We start from the raw sequence: 20189 nt of genomic DNA, 5'->3' as shown, positions 1-20189 counted from the left end.
TTTGAGTTGCTAAGTTACTGCAAATCGAGCAAAACACAAAATAAAAAGTCGTTTTTTATTCTTATATTTGCGGAAACGATAAAAAATAATTATCTTTGCAATCGATTAGTACTATCCTAATTTACCTATGATAAAAAGAATTAAGAAATTTAAGAAGATACGCATTCACCGTGAGGGTACTGATACACTACTCTACGGCTTTATTATATTGGCCGCAATTGCTTTGTTGCTAAACCGTTTAGACAACAAACTCTTTTTTTGGAGTTTCATCGTAATTTTCGGAGTTATATATAGTATAGTATTAAACTTCTATCGCTGCCCAATACGCAGATTTTCAGAAGATGACGATACTGAAGATATAGTTGTCGCACCTGCTGATGGTAAGATTGTAGTTATTGAAGAGGTAGAAGAAAACGAATATTTTCACGATCGCCGACTCATGATAAGTATCTTCATGAGTCTTTTCAATGTTCATGCCAACTGGTTCCCTGTTGATGGAAAAGTTAAATTTGTAAATCATAAGGACGGAAACTACCATAAAGCGTGGCTTCCTAAAGCTAGTGAAGAAAATGAACATGCAGATATAATGATCGAGACTCCAGACGGACAGGAAGTGCTGTGCCGTCAGATAGCCGGAGCTATGGCACGCCGTATTATAACATACGCAAAAGAAGGTGAAGACTGCTACATTGACGAGCATCTAGGATTCATCAAACTTGGAAGTCGTGTTGACGTGTTCTTGCCTATCGGCACTGAGGTTTGCGTAAAGATGGGTCAAGCCACTACTGGTGACCAGACCGTTATCGCAAAGTTAAAAGGTTGAAAGAAAAATGAACTTCAAGAAACACATTCCTAACAGTATCACATGCTGTAATCTTATTTCTGGCTGTATTGCTACAACTTATGCTTTCAGCGGAAATCCCCAAATGGCTCTTCTATGGATTATCATAGGTGCTGTATTTGATTTTTTTGATGGAATGAGCGCACGCTTACTACATGTATCATCACCTATTGGCAAGGAACTTGATTCACTTGCTGATGATGTAACATTCGGCGTGGCACCAGCTACAATAGTATTTGCAGAACTTGGCGTTTTGGAATATCCATCTTTTATGGAACCTTTGCGCCAATTTATTCCTTATATTGCATTTGTAATGGCTGCATTTTCAGCACTACGTCTTGCAAAGTTCAATCTTGATGAGCGACAGACAACATCATTCATCGGACTACCTACTCCAGCTAACGCTTTGTTTTGGGGTTCACTTGTGGTAGCAAATCCTACATGGCTTGAAGGAAATAATTGGTCTGTATTAATTGTCATAGTATTGATTTTAATAAGTTGCTACTTGTTGATATCAGAAATTCCTATGTTTGCGCTTAAATTTAAGCAATGGGGTTGGAAGCACAATAAGGTTAAGTATTGCTTCATGGCTTTATCTGTATTCTGCGTAGCTGTTTTTGGAATTTTAGAAGCATGGTGGATAATCATCTCATTATATTTCATAATTTCAGTGATAATAAATTTAAATAATAAGGAGAAATAACGTATGATTATGTTTATTTTCAAGTTTATATTACTGCTTTTCATAGCACTTTTCCTCTTTATTTTGATTTTTGCTTTCCGCATACTGAATTACTTCAGAAACGGAATGAACCAGTTCAACAAGCAAAATGGGAACAATGAAGGAAGAGGAAGACATGGCAGAAATAGCTCTTACGGTGATGACGAAAAGGTGATAGACACACGTAATCCGGAAGATGCAAATAAAAAGATATTCACTAAGGATGAAGGTGAATATGTTGATTATACTGAAGAAGATAAGTAAAAAAACTTCAAATATAGAAAATGCGGAGAATAAGATATTCTCCGCATTTTTCGTATATACTTTTTGGGAAATTCATCAATTATGTACCAAAGTACCAATCTCCTCACCAGCCATAACCTTTTTAAGATTACCGACAACATCCATATTGAACACATAGATTGGAAGATTGTTTTCCTTGCACATTGTTGTTGCAGTAAGGTCCATAACTTTAAGTCCACGAGTGTAGATATCATCAAAAGTAATATCGCTGAACTTAGTAGCTGTAGGATCTTTCTCTGGATCAGCTGTATAAACACCATCAACACGTGTACCTTTCAGCATTACATCTGCCTCAATCTCAATACCACGCAAAGAGCTACCTGTATCTGTAGTGAAATAAGGACTACCTGTACCAGCAGAGAATATACAAACATATCCAGCTTCCATAGCCTCTATAGCCTTCCATTTGCTATAGAACTCACCAATAGGTTCCATGCGAATTGCTGTAAGAACTTTAGTCTTTACATCTATCGCTCCCAAGGCACTGCTCAACGCCAAAGAGTTTATGACGGTAGCACACATTCCCATTTGGTCTCCCTTAACACGGTCAAAACCTTTCTGACTACCACTCAATCCACGGAAGATATTTCCTCCGCCGATAACGATTCCTATCTGCACACCCATCTCGTGCACTTCCTTAATCTGCTTGGCATAGTCTGAAAGACGATCAGGATCAATACCGAATCCTTGTTTGCCCATAAGACTCTCACCACTTAGTTTAAGAAGAATTCTCTTAAATCTTGCCATAATATATTATTTGTTTATTTTGTATACTTGCTTACAACACCGTTTCAATCTCCTTGAAACGATATTCACTGATCATGCCATTTCTGTCTCTAACAACTAAAGTTCCATCATCTCCCACTTCAATTATCGCTGCATCAAAAACTTCATCAGTACTCTTATCACGATACTTAAAGAAACCATGCCTACGATATAATGCCAAATGATATAAAGCAGAGATGTCACCATACTGTCCATTCTCTATCATTGCATAATACTTTGTGAATGAATCAACTATTTCATCCATAAGTTTTTTCCTGTCTATATCATTACCTAAAATGTTTTTCAATGAAACAGGATTAGGCGCACTACTTTTAAACTCCGTCTGATTAACATCAATACCTGTACCGAAAATACAGTTCTTTATATGTCCACCACCTAGAGTAGTTTCTATAAGTGTGCCACCAATCTTCTTATCATTCCAATATATGTCATTAGGCCACTTCAAAGTTATTCCATCAGTGTATTTATCCAAAGTTTCTTTCACTGCTAGAGCTTCTGCCATTGAAAGCAGAAATTGACAATGTACTGGAACCATAACTGGATGAACCAAAATACTGAATAAGAGGTTTTTACCACCTTCACTCTCCCATGTATTGTCACCTTGTCCCCTACCAGATTTCTGATAATCGGCAACAACAACACTTATTTTTTCATCAGAAGCAGGAACATAATTCTTCAGATAGTTATTTGTAGAATCAGTTTCGTCAAGCCAAATGATATTAGGTTTAACTGTTTTCTTTTTATTTCTATTAAAGCACCACATATATAATAATGAATAAATTCTAATGATTACCGTTCATCGCTAACACAGGATTAAACGCATCGATAATATGTTCTAAGCTTGCATCTTGCGGCTTTGTCCCAACTATTGTGATGATGTCAAATCTAATATCATCATATATTTGAAACTCCTTAACGTAAGCGTTGGCAGCCCAGCCGATACTTCTTATTTTCTTTTCGTCTACGGCATCTTCTGGACTCACGATGACATCTGTTGCACGAGTTTTAACCTCTACAAACACCACAGTCATTCCGTCTTCCGTGCGGGCCACGATATCAATATCACGTTTACCAAGTCGCCAATCTCTGCTGATAACTTCATAACCTCTTTTCAGCAAGTATTCGGCGGCATAGTCCTCCCCCCATTTACCTAAATCATTATGAACTGCCATTTATTATATTTTCTATGTAAGACAAACGTAGTCTTTACAGACACAAAAGTACAATTTTTATTCCACACATCAAATTATTTATTATAAATTTAATAACTTTGCAAGCATGAATGAAGATCAAATAAAGAAAGACGAATTCTATATGCGCAAGGCTTTGGCTGAAGCACAACTTGCAGCAGCAGCCAACGAAATTCCTATCGGAGCTGTGATAGTTTGCAACGACCGTATCATAAGCCGTGCTCACAATCTAACAGAAACACTTCACGATGTTACGGCACATGCTGAGATGCAGGCAATAACATCAGCTGCTGACATGTTAGGAGGCAAATACCTTTGTGACTGCACACTCTATGTGACGGTAGAACCATGTACAATGTGTGCCGGTGCCATTGGTTGGGCACAGATTAGCAGAGTGGTATATGGTGCTCCAGATGAAAAACGCGGATATACAAGGATTGCACCAAAAGCACTTCATCCAAAGGCAACTGTTACATCTGGAGTTATTGAAGATGAATGCAGAGAAATAATGCAGAACTTTTTTAAGAAAGTAAGATAAAAAAAGCAGGAACAGAGTTACAACTCCATTCCTGCTTTTTATTTTTTATCCATCGTCACCTTTACTTAACCTGAATGACAAGATATTTACTTGTACTCCAGAAAATCTGAGGATTAGTAATTGTTAACTCATATTGCTTATTTGCGTCACGTGTAAGCGTGTAACTGCTTGACGGATGCAATGTCATAATCTTAACAGACTTAGAATACAGTTTTATACTCTTGTCTACACGAATATCAATCTTCGTAAAATAATTCTTATTGAAGTTTGCCTGAAGAACTTTACCTCCTTCAACGATTCTCTGCTCCTTCAACTCATTCTTTGTTCCGAATACATACCAAGCAGTATTCAACTGAGCATCCTGACTGTTAATAGTCTGAGTATTCTGAGTATTAGCAGTAGTGAGATTGCTTACATTGGTATTCAAATTGTTAATAGTTTCGTCAAGTTCAGAAATATGAATATCCTTTGCATCAAGTTCTGCTCTCAACTGCTGCAACTGCTGATCTTTCTCATCAAGCTGCTTGACAAGATTATCAATAGTAGCCTTGAGCTGTGTACCCTTCAAACTACTGTTAGCTAGACGCTGACGCAACTTACCAATAAGCTCGCGATTCTTCTGCATAGTTGCAGAAATAAACTTTATATTCTGTCTCAACTGGCTCTTTTTGTCAGCACCTTCACCATCCTTCACAATATCAACTCGGTTCTCAGCCTCGTTAATCTGTCTGAAACCCTCTTGGATTTCATTCATTGTGCCCATCATATCATTGATGTCACTATCCTTTTGAGAAATGATACTCTGTAGAGAGTCACTTTGCTCAACCTTTTCAAGATTAACCTTCGTCTTATCTTGTTTACAACTAGTAAAAGTCAGCAACAACGCACCAACAGTTACAAACAATAACTTTTTCATGATTTAATCTCCCTTTTAAGTTTCTTATCTTTTTTCTCATTTAAACCGGCAAGCACAATCACGATTTCACCTCGTGGTTCTGTTTCGGTAAAATGTCCAATCACCTCTTTCAAGGTTCCTCTTACATGTTCCTCATGTAGTTTTGATATTTCTCTTGCCACACTCACCTGTCTGTCTTCTCCGAAAACTTCAGCAAACTGCGTCAATGTTTTTACTAAACGATATGGCGATTCATAGAAAATCATCGTTCTGCTCTCTGTCTGCAAAGACAACAAATGAGTTTGACGGCCTTTCTTTTGTGGTAGGAACCCTTCAAAACAGAATCTATCACATGGTAGTCCCGATGAAACTATTGCCGGAATACATGCCGTAGCACCAGGCAAAGTCTGTACGGTAATACCTGCGTTTGCAGCCTCACGCGCGAGAAAAAAACCAGGATCGCTTATCCCTGGTGTGCCGGCATCACTGACCAAAGCAATGATTTGTCCAGCTTTCAAACGCTCAACAATTCCCGATGCAGTACCATGTTCGTTAAACTTATGGTGTGACATTAGGTGATTTTTTATCTCAAAATGCTTTAAAAGAAGACCCGATGTTCTCGTATCCTCCGCAAGCACTAAATCTGCCTCTTTTAATATGCGCATGGCCCTCAAGGTCATGTCTTCCATATTTCCCACCGGAGTAGGTACAATATATAGTATTCCCATAATCAATCACAAATATATACAATAAAAGCCCAAATGCAAAATAACTTGTCATTTCTTTGCAATTTTTAAAACGTTTGCACTAAAAAAAAGTGAAACCACAACGAAATATAGCCAAAAGCTACAAATCTGAGTTACATAATTATATATATTTGAGCTACATTAATTATATTACAGTATTTACAATCATAGAGCACTCTGAATTAACAAGTAATTGCATCATCCATTGCATTATAGTGGCTTTTTGCACTATCTTTAAATAAAATAGGTGGTGTCTTGAGATAAAAAATGAATAAATTCATTTTGTTCTCTACTAGATTTGCACTATCTTTAAATAAAATAGGCGGCGTCTTGAGATAAAAAATGAATAAATTCATTTTGTTCTCTACAAGATTTGCACTATCTTTTGATAAAATAGGCGGCATCTTGAGATAAAAAATGAATAAATTCATTTTGTTCTCTACAAGATTTGCACTATCTTTGCAGTATTATGACTGAAAATTTAACAGGAGAATCACATCGCCCAGGACGAATTGAGGTGGTGTGTGGTTCAATGTTCTCTGGGAAAACAGAAGAACTGATTCGTAGAATGAAGCGAGCAAAATTTGCCAAACAGAAGGTTGAAATCTTCAAACCGGCAATTGACACACGTTTTTCAGAAGAAGACGTAGTGAGTCACGATCAAAATGTCATCCATTCTACACCTATCGATTCATCAGGCTCAATACTTCTATTGGCTTCAGACATAGACGTTGTTGGTATAGATGAAGCGCAATTCCTTGACGACGGACTTGTTGATGTATGCAATCAACTTGCTAATCGTGGCGTTAGAGTTATCATAGCTGGTTTGGACATGGACTACAAAGGTGCTCCATTCGGTCCTATCCCTGCCCTTTGCGCTATAGCCGACGAAGTTACAAAAGTACATGCAATATGTGTAAAATGCGGTTCATTGGCATACGTCAGCCATCGACTGGTAAACAATGACCATCGTGTCATGTTAGGTGAAAAGGAAGAATATGAGCCTTTATGTAGAGATTGCTATCAAAAGGCTATAAAAGAAGAAAAAATAAATCATGGGTAAAGAAATTACTTTTGACCGTTTCATCCGATGGACAGGAACTGGTCTGCTGATAATTGCAGTATTACTGCTAGTAAACTACCTTAGTGGAGTTCTACTGCCATTTTTCGTGGCATGGCTTCTGGCATACCTTATTTATCCAACGGTGCAGTTTATAGAAAAAAGACTGCACATACGTGTACGCGCAATAAGCATCATCATCACAATGTTGATTCTATGTTGCGTCATCGGTGGAATCATTTATCTCATAATTCCGCCAATGATTGAGCAATTTGATAAACTTGGAGGCGTCATAACACGTTGGGTACACGACACGACACATACCAATAACATCACTGCGCTCATTTCACGTTGGATAGAAGACAACCAAACACAACTTAAAAAGATATTCAATAGCAAGGACTTCGGCGATGCTGTGAAAACAGCTATGCCTAAAGTATTTGCCTTTGTTGGTCAAACAGCAAATATCATAATAAGCATCATTGCTTCTTTGATTACCTTATTATATATGTTTTTCATACTTCATGACTACGAATATCTCACAACCAACTGGATACGTATCTTCCCAAACAAGAATCGCCCATTCTGGAAAGAGCTTATGCAAGATGTTAAGCGCGAACTTAACAATTACATACGTGGTCAGGGAACAGTAGCTTTATGCATGGGAATTATGTTCTGTATTGGTTTCTCAATCATAGACTTCCCTATGGCAATAGGTTTAGGAATTCTTATAGGCATTTTGGATTTAGTACCTTATCTTCATACCTTTGCCTTAATCCCTACAGCATTCCTTGCAATGCTCAAAGCTGCTGACACCGGACAGAACTTCTGGGTTATCTTTGGTATGGCTTTAGGACTGTTTGTAGTAATTCAGGCTATAACAGATATGATAATAACTCCTAGGATAATGGGTAAGGCTATGGGATTAAACCCAGCGATACTATTACTTTCATTATCAATATGGGGTGCATTGTTAGGATTCATCGGTCTAATCATCGCCCTACCTCTTACAACATTATTAATAGCCTACTGGCAGAGATATGTAACTAAAGAACATAAGGCGAAAGAAATATCCCCTAATACGGAATCAGAAGAGTAGCTCAATTGTTTAAATAAGTTAAATAGAGAATATTATTCATCAATATTTTTTCTGTTTCAATAAATTTATTTACCTTTGCACTCGCTTTCAAACAGGAAGATGATTGATCCGCTAGCTCAGCTGGTAGAGCACAACACTTTTAATGTTGGGGTCATGGGTTCGAGCCCCATGCGGATCACAAAAAGCAAAGGACTATTTTTTACAAATAGTCCTTTTTTGTTATATTGACATTTAAAATAAACACATGAAAAATTCGGCCACTTTAAAAGGACTTATGTTCAAAGAAAATATGAAAAAGATATTATTAATGCTTACATTGCTCTATCCAAATTATATGCTTGCGCAAGAGCCCGAATTTATCGGTGAAGTTAATATTATGTATAACGATAATATAAAACTACTAGATAAAGAATATATGGCAATGTCTTCAAAAGCAGGCGCCAGTCTTGTACTGTTTGGTATTGGATCCATTAATACCGAAATTGTTGTTCCTAGAAAAAGTGCAAAAACACGTGTCCCTGAAAGTACAGAACTTCATATTATAGCTAAGGCATCAGATAATTTATCAGATCCAATGTCGGTAATACGTGTATTCCAGTTTGAAGTCCATCATTCCTCACGTAAAGCATTGATTGCAACAGCTGATGTATTTGGAAGTTCTAATAACAAATTTAATAGTTTGACGTTCCATGCGTCGAAATATGGTAAAAGCTCTTACGATATTGAAATGTCCTCTCTACCTGTTGGTGAATATGGTGTTATAGTTTCTAATCCAAACAACCGTGATAGTAAGTCAGCCCTAATATATTGCTTTGGTGTGGGAAAGCCTAAAGCACATAGTGGATGGAGACAGTACAATCCAGACGGGGTATATTAATACCCTAAATTCAAACTATAATTATATATTCCTATATTTCACTAGAATTTATCTTATTATATTTGGCTGGTTATGAATAAAATATTTTTTTCCACGCAATTACTAATATTAGCATAACTGAAAAAACTAACAATTACACAACGGAATATACAAATGATAGTTCGTGCATTAATACTAAATAGTTCCATGTTTGACTTGTGAATATACATCATGGAATAGTTACCGAAATTCAGTAACTATATTAAACTTCACGCACTAAATCTTATCATATTCCATTAATAATGAGACAATTAATCATGTAGCAATTTATAGTTTTATCAAAAATTGAGACAAACTAATTTGCAAAATGATATGCAAAATTATAATAATTAGCATCATTAAATTGAAACAAATAATAAACGACTATGATATTTAGTTTTCACATATAGAATATACACAATGTAATTAAAAACCATAATATAAGTTACACAATAACACTAAAAACCGTATATTTTCAAACATTTAATGCAAAAAAACGAGGAAAAAGATATAATTACAAAAAAAAGATTAATTTTGCACTCCATACAAATATTATACATAATTATGAATTTATCACTAACATATTTAGTATGAGAAAAAAAAGATTGTTTCCGTTATTACTGATTATGTTCTTTGTTGCATTACTAACTAACAATGTTAATGCACAAGAAACGACAAAAGAAGAAAATATTGTAATAAGCGGCAGGGTTAATTATAGTAATGGAGAGCCCTTAGTAGGTGCTACTATTAGAATTGCAGGCACCAAATTAGGAACATCTGTAGATGAAACGGGACATTATGAACTTCATGTTAAAAGATCAAATCACATGCAAGTAATATGCTCATTCATAGGATGTAAATCAGTAACAGAAAATGTGGGTAAAGACGGATCAGTACCACTAATTATAATGAACGATGACGATAGTCATACGACAGCAGAAGTAGTAGTGACAGGATACCAACAAATTGACAAGAGAAATCTTACAAGTTCAGTTACCTCTTTAAACATGAATCAAATTGATAGACCTGGTATTTCAAGCCTTGACAAAATGTTACAAGGCCGTATACCTGATCTTGTAGTAACAAGTTCTAGTTCTGAGGTTAATGCTGTACCTAAAATACGTATTCGTGGAACATCAACCCTCATCGGAAATCGTGAACCTTTATGGGTTGTTGACGGTATAATCGTAAGCGATCCTGTAAACTTATCAGCAGATGTGATAAACGATCCTGACTATGTAAATAGAATTGGTAATGCCATATCAGGAATTAATCCTCAAGATATTGACCGTATTGATGTATTAAAGGATGCTGCAGCTACAGCTCTCTATGGAACCCGAGCTGCTAATGGAGTAATTGTTGTTACAACAAAAAAAGGACGTGCAGGAAAGCCGGTTATATCTTACAACTTTAATGGAACTTACCGAAGAAGACCTAGATATTCTGACCGAAAAATAGATCTTATGAATTCTCAAGAACGCACTGACATTTCCAAATATCTTGTAGGTATGCATTACTCATACCCTAATGATATGACGTATATTGGATATGAAGATGCAGTCAACAAATACTACAATGGAACATATTCTCAAGATCAGTTTAATACAGCGGTCGCGAAATCAGAAACACAAAACACTGATTGGTTTAAACTATTGACAAATGATTCTTTTTCAGCTGATCACTCTGCCAACATCTCTGGTGGATCAGACAAATTTAGATATTACGCATCATTGGGATATACAGACGATAATGATGTCATAAACAATAATACAAATAAAAGATATACAGCCTCAACAAATCTAGACTTTACAATAACTGAAAAGGTCAAAGCTTCAATGCAGTTGAATATATATCACACTAATAAGCAGTATGATCAAGATGATATCTCTCCTATTGATTATGCTTACCGCACAAGTAGGGTTTTACCTGCATACAATGACGATGGATCTTATTTCTTTTACAATAAAATTGCTTCTGGACTTCAAGGCATAATGAGCTACAATATACTTAATGAGCTGGACAATAGTTATAAGAAACAGACAGAAAACGGTATGAAAGCTACAGTAAACCTACGTTACAATCCTACAGACTGGTTGTTTTTTAATGGTATAATGTCTTATAATACAACAAATACAAATATCGAAGGTTGGTATGGCGAAAAAAGCTGGTATGCAGGAAATTTGAGAAAAACGTCACTTGGAGTTGAGCCTAATGAAGATAGCCAGATGCCTTTTGGCGGAGAACTATCTAACAATAATGTAGCACAAAATAACTGGACTGCTCGTATTCAGGGCAATGTAAATAAATATTTTGGATCAGACTCACAGCATAATATTAATCTAGCTGTTGGATTTGAAGCAAATTCGACGCATTATAATGGTGACCAATATACGCAACGAGGATATTACTTAGATCGCGGCAAAAAGTTTGTAACAAGTATACCCGATAAGTATAAAACATATCTTACGTGGTTAGGTACAAATGTGCCTACCATAACAGATTCAAAAACGAACCTGTTATCTGTTTATGGAACGCTGTCATATAGTTACAAGCAATATTTTACGGTTAACGCAAATACGAGATACGATGGCTCAAATAAATTTGGTGATAGGTCTAATGAAAAAATACTTCCTGTATGGTCTACATCTGGACTAGCAAACTTAAAAGAAATAGGACATATAAAACTCAAATGGCTAGACGCGATTAACTGGAAGGTATCTTATGGAGAACAAGGAAATATGCTAGACGGACAAAGTCCTGTACTAACACTGACAAAAGGTTCTTATGACACGCATTATACTGAAATGACTTCTACAACGGCAAGCAATGCCAATCCTGATTTAAAATGGGAAAAGACCCATTCTTTTAGTACAGGATTTGAGACCTCATTATTCAACAACAGATTAATGTTAGAACTCGAATACTACTATAAAAAGACAACAGATGCATTTATGAATAAAACCATTTCTGACATAAATGGCTATACATCATATGTTGTTAACTCTGGTGAAATCATAAATAAGGGTTATAATTTCTCAATAACTGCTGTACCAATTCAAAATAAGGATTGGAATTGGCTTGTGTCTGCATCTTTATCCAAAGTTATAAATAAGATGAAAACATCACCTGGAGAAGATTCTTACTCACTAAACGATTATCTCAATGGCACAGCTGTTATCAATGGACAATCACTTGGTACATTTTACTCTTATAAATTCATTGGACTAAATCCTGAAGATGGTGGTCCTTTGTTTGACGACTATCAAGATAGATCAAACGAATTACTAGGGTTAAGTAAGTATCAAACATTTATGAAAGTTCTTTCAAAATCAGGAAAGAGAGATCCAGATATCACAGGTAGCATAAGCAGTACTTTGAGTTACAAAAATTTCAGACTAGGAGTACTAATGGATTATGCCATGGGTAACAAAGTAAGATTATTCAAAGTTTTTGGACAAGGCGCTACTATCAATCAATCAGGACCAGGAAATATCTATCCTGAATATAATCTAAATAGAGCTTTATTAAATAGATGGATAAAGCCTGGAGATGAAGCTTGGACAAATATTCCATCAATATTGAGCAAGACAAGTATAAACTATTATAAATATGACCAGCATTGGTCTTCTGGAAATCAATATCAAGGTGTACAAATAGCAACAGACTCATATACGATGTACGACTATTCTGACATTAGAGTAGTCAGTGCAGACTATATACGCCTAGCTAGTTTAAGTCTTACATATGAATTGGCAGAAAAGCTATTACCTAAATTAGGGTTACAAAGACTTGCGATTACTGCTGCAGGTAATAATTTATATACATTATGTAATAGTAAACTAAAAGGTCAAACTCCAACTCAATCAGGATTCTCAGAAGTCCAGCTTTCTGACAATCCTTACTATACAATTAGTATAAATGTTCAATTCTAAAACAGACGATCATGAGATTTAAAATATTGTTATTTACAATTTTGACAACTGTTATGATATCTAGTTGTTCTAATTTTCTTAAAGAGTATTCACAAGATACAGATTATGTACGGTCATGGGAAGATCTTAATGAGTTACTTATTGGAGATGGTTACTTACCTCAGTTTCAGAGTGATAACCTTGCAATCGTCAGTGATAATGAATATTTTTTGCATTTTCTAGGCGATGAATTAGATGAAAATACCATTAGTTATGATGGAAATGCTATGCAATACGATGGTAAAGAAAAGGTTTTTGGATATTATACATGGCAAGCAAGATCAGGACAAAATGATTCTTACACAGGATTTCATAAAGAAAATGAATGTTGGGAGGAGATGTACAAACATATTAATGTTGTAAATAATATTATATATAGTGCAACAAAATTACCAGAAACAACGCAAAGTGAAAGAATTGGAAAATCTAAAGTTGATGGTGAAGCTAGATTCTTAAGAGCATATTATTATTTCTTGTTAGTAAACCTATATGGTAAAGCCTATACACCTAGCACTGCATCGACAGATCTAGGAGTACCAATAAAGACATCAGAAACTGTAGAAGATAAAATATTTGATCGCAACACCGTACAAGAATGTTACGATTTAATACTTAGCGATCTACAAATCGCCGAAAAAGAACTAACTGAATATGGAAATCAGAAAACAATATATAGAGCTGATTCTACTGCTGTTAATTTTCTTTTTAGCCGAGTTTATCTATATATGCAAAAATGGGATAAAGCATCTGAATATGCTCAAAAGGTTATTGACAACCATCCGTCTTTAACACAGTTGAATACGCTTCAACAAAATAAGGGAATTGTATCGCCAACTTCTGTAGAGAATATATTCTCTATGGGAAGTAATGCATTGTGTAATATAACTACCTGCGAATACAAAAGCTTTACGATTTCGGATAGCATATACAATCTCTACTCGGACGATGACCTTAGAAAAACTAAATATATATGGACTTACGGAACATTTCATGGATATAAAAAGATGGACATGATAAGTACTGCACTTACACAGACAGAAAATATGCCTGAGTACTACTTTAATGCCTACACTAATCCATATTCTAAAATTAGAACCGAAGTGTCTGACAAATTTTTATTTAGATCAGCTGAGGCATACCTTATAAAAGCAGAAGCAGAAGCGTATATGGGACATGATGAAGAGGCAAATAAAATGTTAAACACATTACGTCAATACCGCTACAAAACAGGAACAGATTACAAAGTTGCAGCCAGTGGCTATGACTTAATAAAAATTATACGTTGTGAACGCGAAAGAGAGTTGTGCCTTGAGGGACAAAGATGGTTTGATTTACGCCGTTATGCAGTATGCGAAAAATATCCAGAATCAAAGAGCATTATACATCATTACTATTATTATGTAAATCGCGATTCATATGAAAAGACATCATGCCATGTATTCACTCTCGAACCTAATGATTGGGGATATATACTTCCTATACCTCATGAAACATTAATAATGAATACAGGCATGAAGAATAATGCAAGGGGCGAGAGAACGTTTAATGTAGAATAAAAACTGGACGAAATGAAAAAATATAAAACATTAGAAATATTAGTGTACTGTTGTTTTATCTCCTTATCTCTCTTTTCATGTGGAGACAAGGAAGACTACATCACACCAGAAGCACCAGCAAAAAACTATTTTGCAGCATATGCCAACGCTACAGATGATGAATCTTTGTTGAGAAAAGAATTCTATAAGAACAATGGATGTTACTTACTTTTTAATGATACTTTGAGACATGATTCTATCGGAGTAAAGCCCAATGGTGAAATCACGTATCAGACAGAAACAATAGATGTTCCTTACATCATGTCATCACAGGCATATTTTGCATATAAATATACATACATTAAAGATATAGAAAAGCAAAAGGCTGCAGCTAACTTTATTGAGAATAATATTCTACCACATTTAAGTGCAAAGCTAAGACCTTATTCTTGGCTTCTTGTAAATAGTATCACAAAATATGCTGCCAATGATAACTCGTATAGTTATGATTCAGAACAGACATCTGTAGTCGGAAATAGAGCCACTGCTATTGGCATTCAAGACATTTTCGATATGGACGAATCTGATATACAACTGTTTGCAAAAGATTTATGCGCTTCTATTGTAGCAGACAAAGTGTCAAGTCTAGAAGCTAGCATAATAGCACCATTTACTAAATTTTCGGACAGTTTTTATGAAACAACGTCACAAACAACACCATCTGATAATGAATCAAATATGGAACTAATGCAAGAAAGTGGTTTTATATGCCCATACACTATAAGTGGAATTGTATTTTATGGCTATTACCCAAGTAAAGTCGAAGACATAAAAGCCTTTGCAAAACTTGTTGTAGAAAACGACGAACAGTACGTAAGAGATACATACAATAATGAAATTATACTTCAGAAATACATGGTAATGAAAAATATCATTCTTTCTCTTGGCTATAAATTCTAACAAACTATATGCATATGAAAATAGATAAAATAACATCATTAATAATAATAACATTGTTGTTCATAACAAGCTGTAGCAGTGATGACAACAATGCCATACCCACCATACTTCCAAGTTATGCAGGTAAATTCACAGATTCAAGAGATGGAAAAGAATATAACTATGTAAGAATTGGAAAACTGGAATGGACTACAGATAATGCAAAATATGATACAAAAGATGACTACACTAGAAGTATCTATGTAACCCAACAAATCTTAGGAGATGATAATTCTATAAATGACTCATTAACTGTAGCAAAATATGGATATTTATATTCGTATGAAGGAGCAAAACAGGCTGTCCCTGAAGGTTGGAGACTTCCAACAGACGAAGACTGGAAAAGCCTTGAAATATCACTAAACATGAGTGAAAGTAATGCAAATTCAGATGGATGGAGAGGAAGCTACCAAGCTACACTTATGCATGAGAAAGATGGCACACAATTAAATCTCAAATATGGAGGTTTTATGGATGGCAACAGTACTACCTTTGCGTTGAAGTTCTATTATATTGAAGCTTTTGGATATTATTGGACAGATACATATGATAAAAGTACATCAACTGCTTATTATAGAAAGATAGTATATAATTCAGGAAAAGTATACCGCCATCTATCAGCAACAAATAATATGATGAGTGTAAGATTTGTAAGAGACGCTAAATAACAAAAAGATGAAAAAATATATAATAGGAATTTTAATTTCATTTATTTCTACGACTTCTATAGCTCAAAAGGAATTTATAATTAAAAGTGAAATACCTAGTATTAAAGATGGCATTGTTGTAGGCCTAATGACAGCAGAGGATTCTGAAAATAAGGAAATCGCCGTTGACACTGTAAAAAATGGGAAATTTACATTAAGGGGTAAGCTAGATCATCCAACACTTTGTACGCTTACTACTAATAATTTGAATTTACTAGGCAATGACCAAGATACAGGGAAAATACGATGGACATATACAACTATTTTCGTAAGTAATACAAATATGACATTTGCAGCTACAGCCTATGATAGTATAACAAATGATGCTCCAATAGGAAGATACTTTAAAATTACAGGTGGAGCCCCTCAAGCTGATTTCAACGAATACAACTTATCTGGAAGCAAACCTTTAGACTGGATAAAGAATCACCCTCATTCTGTTCTATCTGTTAAACTTGCAAACGATTTAATAAAAGGAGGGTCTGGACTTAGAAAACTTGAAATTCAAAATATTGCAAATTTGATCAGTTCTGTACCTGATGACCCAAATCGATTATCAGAATTCAGACGCAACTGTGAATTTGCAAAAAGAACTGCTGTAGGTGAGCCAATTCTTGATTTACCTCTATTCGACACAAAAAAAACAGCAAATAGACTTATTAATATTATACCAAAAGGAAGATACACCCTTATTGACTTTTGGGCGTCATGGTGTGGCATTTGTCGTAGTTCTATACCCGACATAAAATCAGTCGCAAAAAAACATCCAAATATCACCATTGTTGGGGTTAGTGCTGATAGCAAATATAACCAATGGATAAATGCAATAAAAAAAGAGAAAATGGAATGGAAACAATATTGCCTCACTATTGATGGTGGCAAACAGCTATTAGAAAAATATCTAATTACAGGAGTTCCATTTTATATTATTGTAGACCCACAGGGAAAAATTGTAAGAGTTCCACAATATGTTTCAGAAATAGATGATTATTTTACACAAATTGATAACAAAAAATGAAAAAATTATTTCTAATCGCTGCAGCTGCATTTTCACTATGTAATGCTTTTGCACAAAGTACAAGTTATAAAATTTCCGGAAAAGCTGATTTTGCAAAAGACGGAGATAAGGTATATATTGCAGATATGCAATATTTTGACCTTATCCCAACAGACTCAACAGTTATTAAGGATAAGAATTTTTTCTTTAGTGGCAAACTAGATGCTGCTGCTCTTAAATTTATTGTTTTGGTTCAAGACAAAAAGCCTGTATCAATAAATGATATTATCCTTGAAAACAATGATATGCAAGTTGAAATTTTCAATGACTCGACAAAAAAACTTGCAGATGTACAAGGTAGCAAAAGCACAGAACTATGGAGAGAATTCTGTAACATTGGTAATAACAGTTCTGCTAAAGCTGAAGATTCTTGGAAGATTGTAAATGATAGTACAGCAAGTGAAGCTGCAAAAAAAGCCGCAAAGTCTGAATTAGACTCTATAAATAATCTGCAACAAGCCTTAAGAACTAAATTTATCTGTGAACATGTTCCATCTACAATTAGTGATATGCTCCTTGGATACTATTACGAGGAACTTGGAACTGAAAACCAGAAGAAGATTTTAGATCTGATGAAATCTAATAATAGTGAATACCCATACTATAAAAAAATAGTTGCTCAACACGAAGCTGATGCAAAAACATCTACTGGTAAACAATTTACCGATATTGCCTTACCGGGTTTAGACGGTAAAATTATAAAGGTTTCAGATCTAGTAAAGAAAAACAAACTTACGATTATAGATTTTTGGGCTTCTTGGTGTGGACCATGTCGTGCAGAAATGCCAAATGTGATAAAAGCATACAATCAATATCACTCAAAAGGATTAGAAATAGTAGGCGTTTCTCTAGACACTGATAAAAAAGCATGGAGCAGTGCAGTTAAAAAACTTGGTATTCCATGGAAACAGATGTCTGACTTAAAAGGCTGGAGTAGTAAAGGCGCTGCCGCATACAATGTGCAAGCAATACCAGCAACAGTAATTATTAACCAAAAAGGTGAAATTATAGCTAAAGATCTTCGTGGAGATGAGTTAATGACTAAATTAGCAGAAATCCTAAAATAAGACAAATATAATAGCACTATAAATAATAGACAGTAACAATAGCCGAGTATAAGTTTACTCGGCTATTGCTGTTCTACAGCGTATATGATTAAAAGATTATAATTTGTCGAACTCACTTTAACTAGATACGTTTTGACTCATCGTTTTTAGTCTGAATCTGAAAGAAATACCATTCAAATAAGGGTAGTATCTGCTGCTGTTTGCGATAGCATAAAATAATCGTTAATTTTTTTGCAATAGAAAAATAAATATGTATCTTTGCACGATTAAGTACAAACTACTACAACGACAAAACAGCCTAGAAGGGGCTGAAACCTTATTGTAATAAGAGGCAATTAATAAATCTTAAACTGGAAAATATATTATACGAAATAATGGCTACTAATCATCAAATTTCTACCCGTATAAAGGCAGCTACTGGTGTTGATATTGCTATGTGCTATCAATGCGGCAAATGTACAGCAGGTTGCGTTCTTGCTGGCGATATGGATTATCCTTCGTCAATGATTATGCGTATGCTGCAAACCAATGATGAAGAGAACTATCGCAAGATTATCTCTTCTGAAGCAATATGGCTTTGCCAGAATTGTGAAAATTGCATCGGAAGATGTCCTAAGGAGGTCGATATTCCTAAAGTAATGGACTATTTACGTGCCGATTCTGTGAAGAACAAATGTGTTTCGCCTAAAGCAAAGCCCATTCTTTCTTTTTATCAATCTTTTCTTGGTGCCGTAAAAACATCAGGACGCCTGAGCGAAGTCTTCATGACTATTGGATTCAAACTACGTACACTGCGCCTTTGGCAAGATATCAATCTCGTTCCATCAATGCTGGCAAAAGGCAAATTGAAGTTTATCCCTGAATCTATTAAAGGCAAGAGAAACTTAAAGAACATCTTCAAATCTACTAATAACAAATAGAAATTACTATGAAATTAGGTTTTTATCCCGGTTGTTCTCTCAATGGAACGGCTAGGGAATACAATGAATCTGTTAAGGCATTGGCTCCTGTTTTCGGTATAGAACTTATAGATATCGATGATTGGAACTGTTGTGGTGCTTCTGCCGCACATGCCGTAAACAGAGATCTTTCACTTGCTCTTCCCGCAAGAACACTTGCGCTTGCCGAGAAACAGGGGTTCGATGAAATTGTCGTACCTTGCGCTGCTTGTTTCAATCGTCTTGCTGTTGCCCAATATGAGCTTAACAAAGATGAGATGCTTAAGAAATCAGTAGAGAAGAGCATTGATATGACATTCAATAATGATATAAAGATTCTGAATGTCGTACAGTTTATCGATAAATATATTAAGGATAAGATATTAGAAAAAATATCGCATAAGTTTGAACATCAGGTTGCCTGCTATTACGGTTGCCTGTTGGTTCGCCCTAACAAAATAATAGATTTCGACCGTGTAGAAGACCCTACTTCTTTAGATGAACTTATGCAACTTATTGGTGCCACTCCTATTGATTGGGGATTCAAGACCGAATGTTGCGGAGCCAGTCTGTCTATTGCCCGTACTGACCTAGTGGCAAAGCTTTCAGGCAATATTGTTAAGGATGCTGCCGACCGTGGTGCAGAAGCTATTATAGTGGCTTGTCCTATGTGTCATTCCAATTTGGATATGCGCCGTCCTCAGATAGACGAATACGTAGGTGAGAAAATATCCACACCTGTTATTTATATCACACAAGCTATCGGATTGGCTGTGGGCATTGCTCCTGAAAAACTTGGGTTGCAACGCCATTTTGTTAAAGTCAATACCCTATAAAAGAA

General features: G+C 35.3%; 20 protein-coding genes and 1 tRNA gene. 16 read left to right on the top strand and 5 right to left on the bottom strand.

The window, feature by feature from the left end; all coding sequences use genetic code 11:
* Positions 1–127 precede the first annotated feature (127 nt).
* The 3 genes from B045_RS0101640 to B045_RS0101630 are packed head-to-tail and all read left to right on the top strand — an operon-like array spanning position 128 to position 1826.
* Positions 128–823, top strand: coding sequence for a phosphatidylserine decarboxylase family protein (locus tag B045_RS0101640; RefSeq protein WP_018462524.1), 696 nt, complete (start codon positions 128–130; stop codon positions 821–823).
* Between the two features lie 7 nt (positions 824–830).
* The gene (gene pssA / locus B045_RS0101635; protein WP_018462523.1) at positions 831–1544 is read left to right on the top strand and encodes a CDP-diacylglycerol--serine O-phosphatidyltransferase; all 714 of its coding nucleotides are present in this window, start codon (positions 831–833) and stop codon (positions 1542–1544) included.
* Positions 1545–1553: 9 nt separating this feature from the next.
* Positions 1554–1826, top strand: a complete 273-nt coding sequence (locus B045_RS0101630; protein WP_025883072.1) for a DUF4834 family protein — start codon at positions 1554–1556, stop codon at positions 1824–1826.
* A gap of 75 nt (positions 1827–1901) precedes the next feature.
* Here B045_RS0101630 and pyrH read toward each other — a convergent pair whose 3' ends face one another.
* The 3 genes from pyrH to B045_RS0101615 are packed head-to-tail and all read right to left on the bottom strand — an operon-like array spanning position 1902 to position 3823.
* Positions 1902–2612 (bottom strand): UMP kinase, encoded by a 711-nt coding sequence (gene pyrH / locus B045_RS0101625; protein ID WP_018462521.1) that lies wholly within the window; start codon positions 2610–2612, stop codon positions 1902–1904.
* Between the two features lie 31 nt (positions 2613–2643).
* Complete coding sequence (locus B045_RS0101620; RefSeq protein ID WP_018462520.1) at positions 2644–3414, bottom strand: biotin--[acetyl-CoA-carboxylase] ligase; 771 nt, start codon at positions 3412–3414, stop codon at positions 2644–2646.
* Between the two features lie 19 nt (positions 3415–3433).
* Complete coding sequence (locus B045_RS0101615) at positions 3434–3823, bottom strand: YraN family protein (RefSeq protein WP_018462519.1); 390 nt, start codon at positions 3821–3823, stop codon at positions 3434–3436.
* Between the two features lie 106 nt (positions 3824–3929).
* Between B045_RS0101615 and B045_RS0101610 the strand changes: the two genes are divergently transcribed.
* Positions 3930–4379 carry a nucleoside deaminase gene (locus B045_RS0101610; protein WP_018462518.1) on the top strand — a complete coding sequence of 150 codons (450 nt, stop codon included), beginning with the start codon at positions 3930–3932 and terminating at the stop codon, positions 4377–4379.
* Positions 4380–4440: 61 nt separating this feature from the next.
* Here B045_RS0101610 and B045_RS0101605 read toward each other — a convergent pair whose 3' ends face one another.
* Together B045_RS0101605 and rsmI are read right to left on the bottom strand one after the other, a co-directional pair.
* Positions 4441–5295, bottom strand: coding sequence for a Cbp1 family collagen-binding glycoprotein adhesin (locus tag B045_RS0101605; RefSeq protein WP_018462517.1), 855 nt, complete (start codon positions 5293–5295; stop codon positions 4441–4443).
* Positions 5292–6002: a 16S rRNA (cytidine(1402)-2'-O)-methyltransferase gene (rsmI, locus tag B045_RS0101600; protein WP_018462516.1), complete on the bottom strand. Its 711-nt coding sequence runs from the start codon at positions 6000–6002 to the stop codon at positions 5292–5294. Before rsmI ends, B045_RS0101605 begins: the two co-directional genes overlap by 4 nt.
* 487 nt (positions 6003–6489) lie before the next feature.
* Here rsmI and B045_RS0101590 point away from each other — a divergent pair, with 487 nt between their 5' ends.
* The 12 genes from B045_RS0101590 (at position 6490) to B045_RS0101535 (ending at position 20184) form a co-directional block, all read left to right on the top strand.
* Positions 6490–7083, top strand: a complete 594-nt coding sequence (locus B045_RS0101590; RefSeq protein ID WP_018462514.1) for a thymidine kinase — start codon at positions 6490–6492, stop codon at positions 7081–7083.
* Entirely contained in the window at positions 7076–8179 is a 1104-nt protein-coding gene (locus B045_RS0101585) for an AI-2E family transporter (protein ID WP_018462513.1), read from the top strand. The genes B045_RS0101590 and B045_RS0101585 overlap by 8 nt, the downstream gene beginning before the upstream one ends.
* 105 nt (positions 8180–8284) lie before the next feature.
* Positions 8285–8357, top strand: a tRNA-Lys gene (locus tag B045_RS0101580).
* A 111-nt stretch (positions 8358–8468) separates the two neighbouring features.
* Positions 8469–9056, top strand: coding sequence for a hypothetical protein (locus B045_RS14140; RefSeq protein WP_044067544.1), 588 nt, complete (start codon positions 8469–8471; stop codon positions 9054–9056).
* 608 nt (positions 9057–9664) lie between these two features.
* Complete coding sequence (locus B045_RS14135) at positions 9665–13006, top strand: SusC/RagA family TonB-linked outer membrane protein (RefSeq protein WP_240470531.1); 3342 nt, start codon at positions 9665–9667, stop codon at positions 13004–13006.
* Between the two features lie 11 nt (positions 13007–13017).
* Positions 13018–14601 (top strand): RagB/SusD family nutrient uptake outer membrane protein, encoded by a 1584-nt coding sequence (locus tag B045_RS0101565; RefSeq protein WP_025883067.1) that lies wholly within the window; start codon positions 13018–13020, stop codon positions 14599–14601.
* Between the two features lie 12 nt (positions 14602–14613).
* Positions 14614–15540: a hypothetical protein gene (locus B045_RS0101560; protein WP_018462509.1), complete on the top strand. Its 927-nt coding sequence runs from the start codon at positions 14614–14616 to the stop codon at positions 15538–15540.
* A gap of 14 nt (positions 15541–15554) precedes the next feature.
* Entirely contained in the window at positions 15555–16247 is a 693-nt protein-coding gene (locus B045_RS0101555) for an FISUMP domain-containing protein (RefSeq protein ID WP_018462508.1), read from the top strand.
* A 7-nt stretch (positions 16248–16254) separates the two neighbouring features.
* Positions 16255–17304, top strand: a complete 1050-nt coding sequence (locus B045_RS0101550) for a TlpA family protein disulfide reductase (protein WP_018462507.1) — start codon at positions 16255–16257, stop codon at positions 17302–17304.
* The gene (locus B045_RS0101545) at positions 17301–18410 is read left to right on the top strand and encodes a TlpA disulfide reductase family protein (protein WP_018462506.1); all 1110 of its coding nucleotides are present in this window, start codon (positions 17301–17303) and stop codon (positions 18408–18410) included. Before B045_RS0101550 ends, B045_RS0101545 begins: the two co-directional genes overlap by 4 nt.
* A 374-nt stretch (positions 18411–18784) precedes the next feature.
* Entirely contained in the window at positions 18785–19330 is a 546-nt protein-coding gene (locus tag B045_RS0101540) for a 4Fe-4S dicluster domain-containing protein (RefSeq protein WP_018462505.1), read from the top strand.
* An 8-nt stretch (positions 19331–19338) separates the two neighbouring features.
* A complete protein-coding gene (locus B045_RS0101535; protein ID WP_018462504.1) occupies positions 19339–20184 on the top strand; it encodes a CoB--CoM heterodisulfide reductase iron-sulfur subunit B family protein in 846 nt (281 codons plus the stop codon).
* The last annotated feature ends 5 nt before the right edge of the window (positions 20185–20189 follow it).

The organism is Segatella paludivivens DSM 17968 = JCM 13650 (assembly GCF_000373185.1).
In the GTDB taxonomy this organism is placed as follows: domain Bacteria; phylum Bacteroidota; class Bacteroidia; order Bacteroidales; family Bacteroidaceae; genus Prevotella; species Prevotella paludivivens.
Note: the sequence above shows the minus strand (reverse complement) of the source record. Positions and strands in the feature narration are given on the sequence as shown.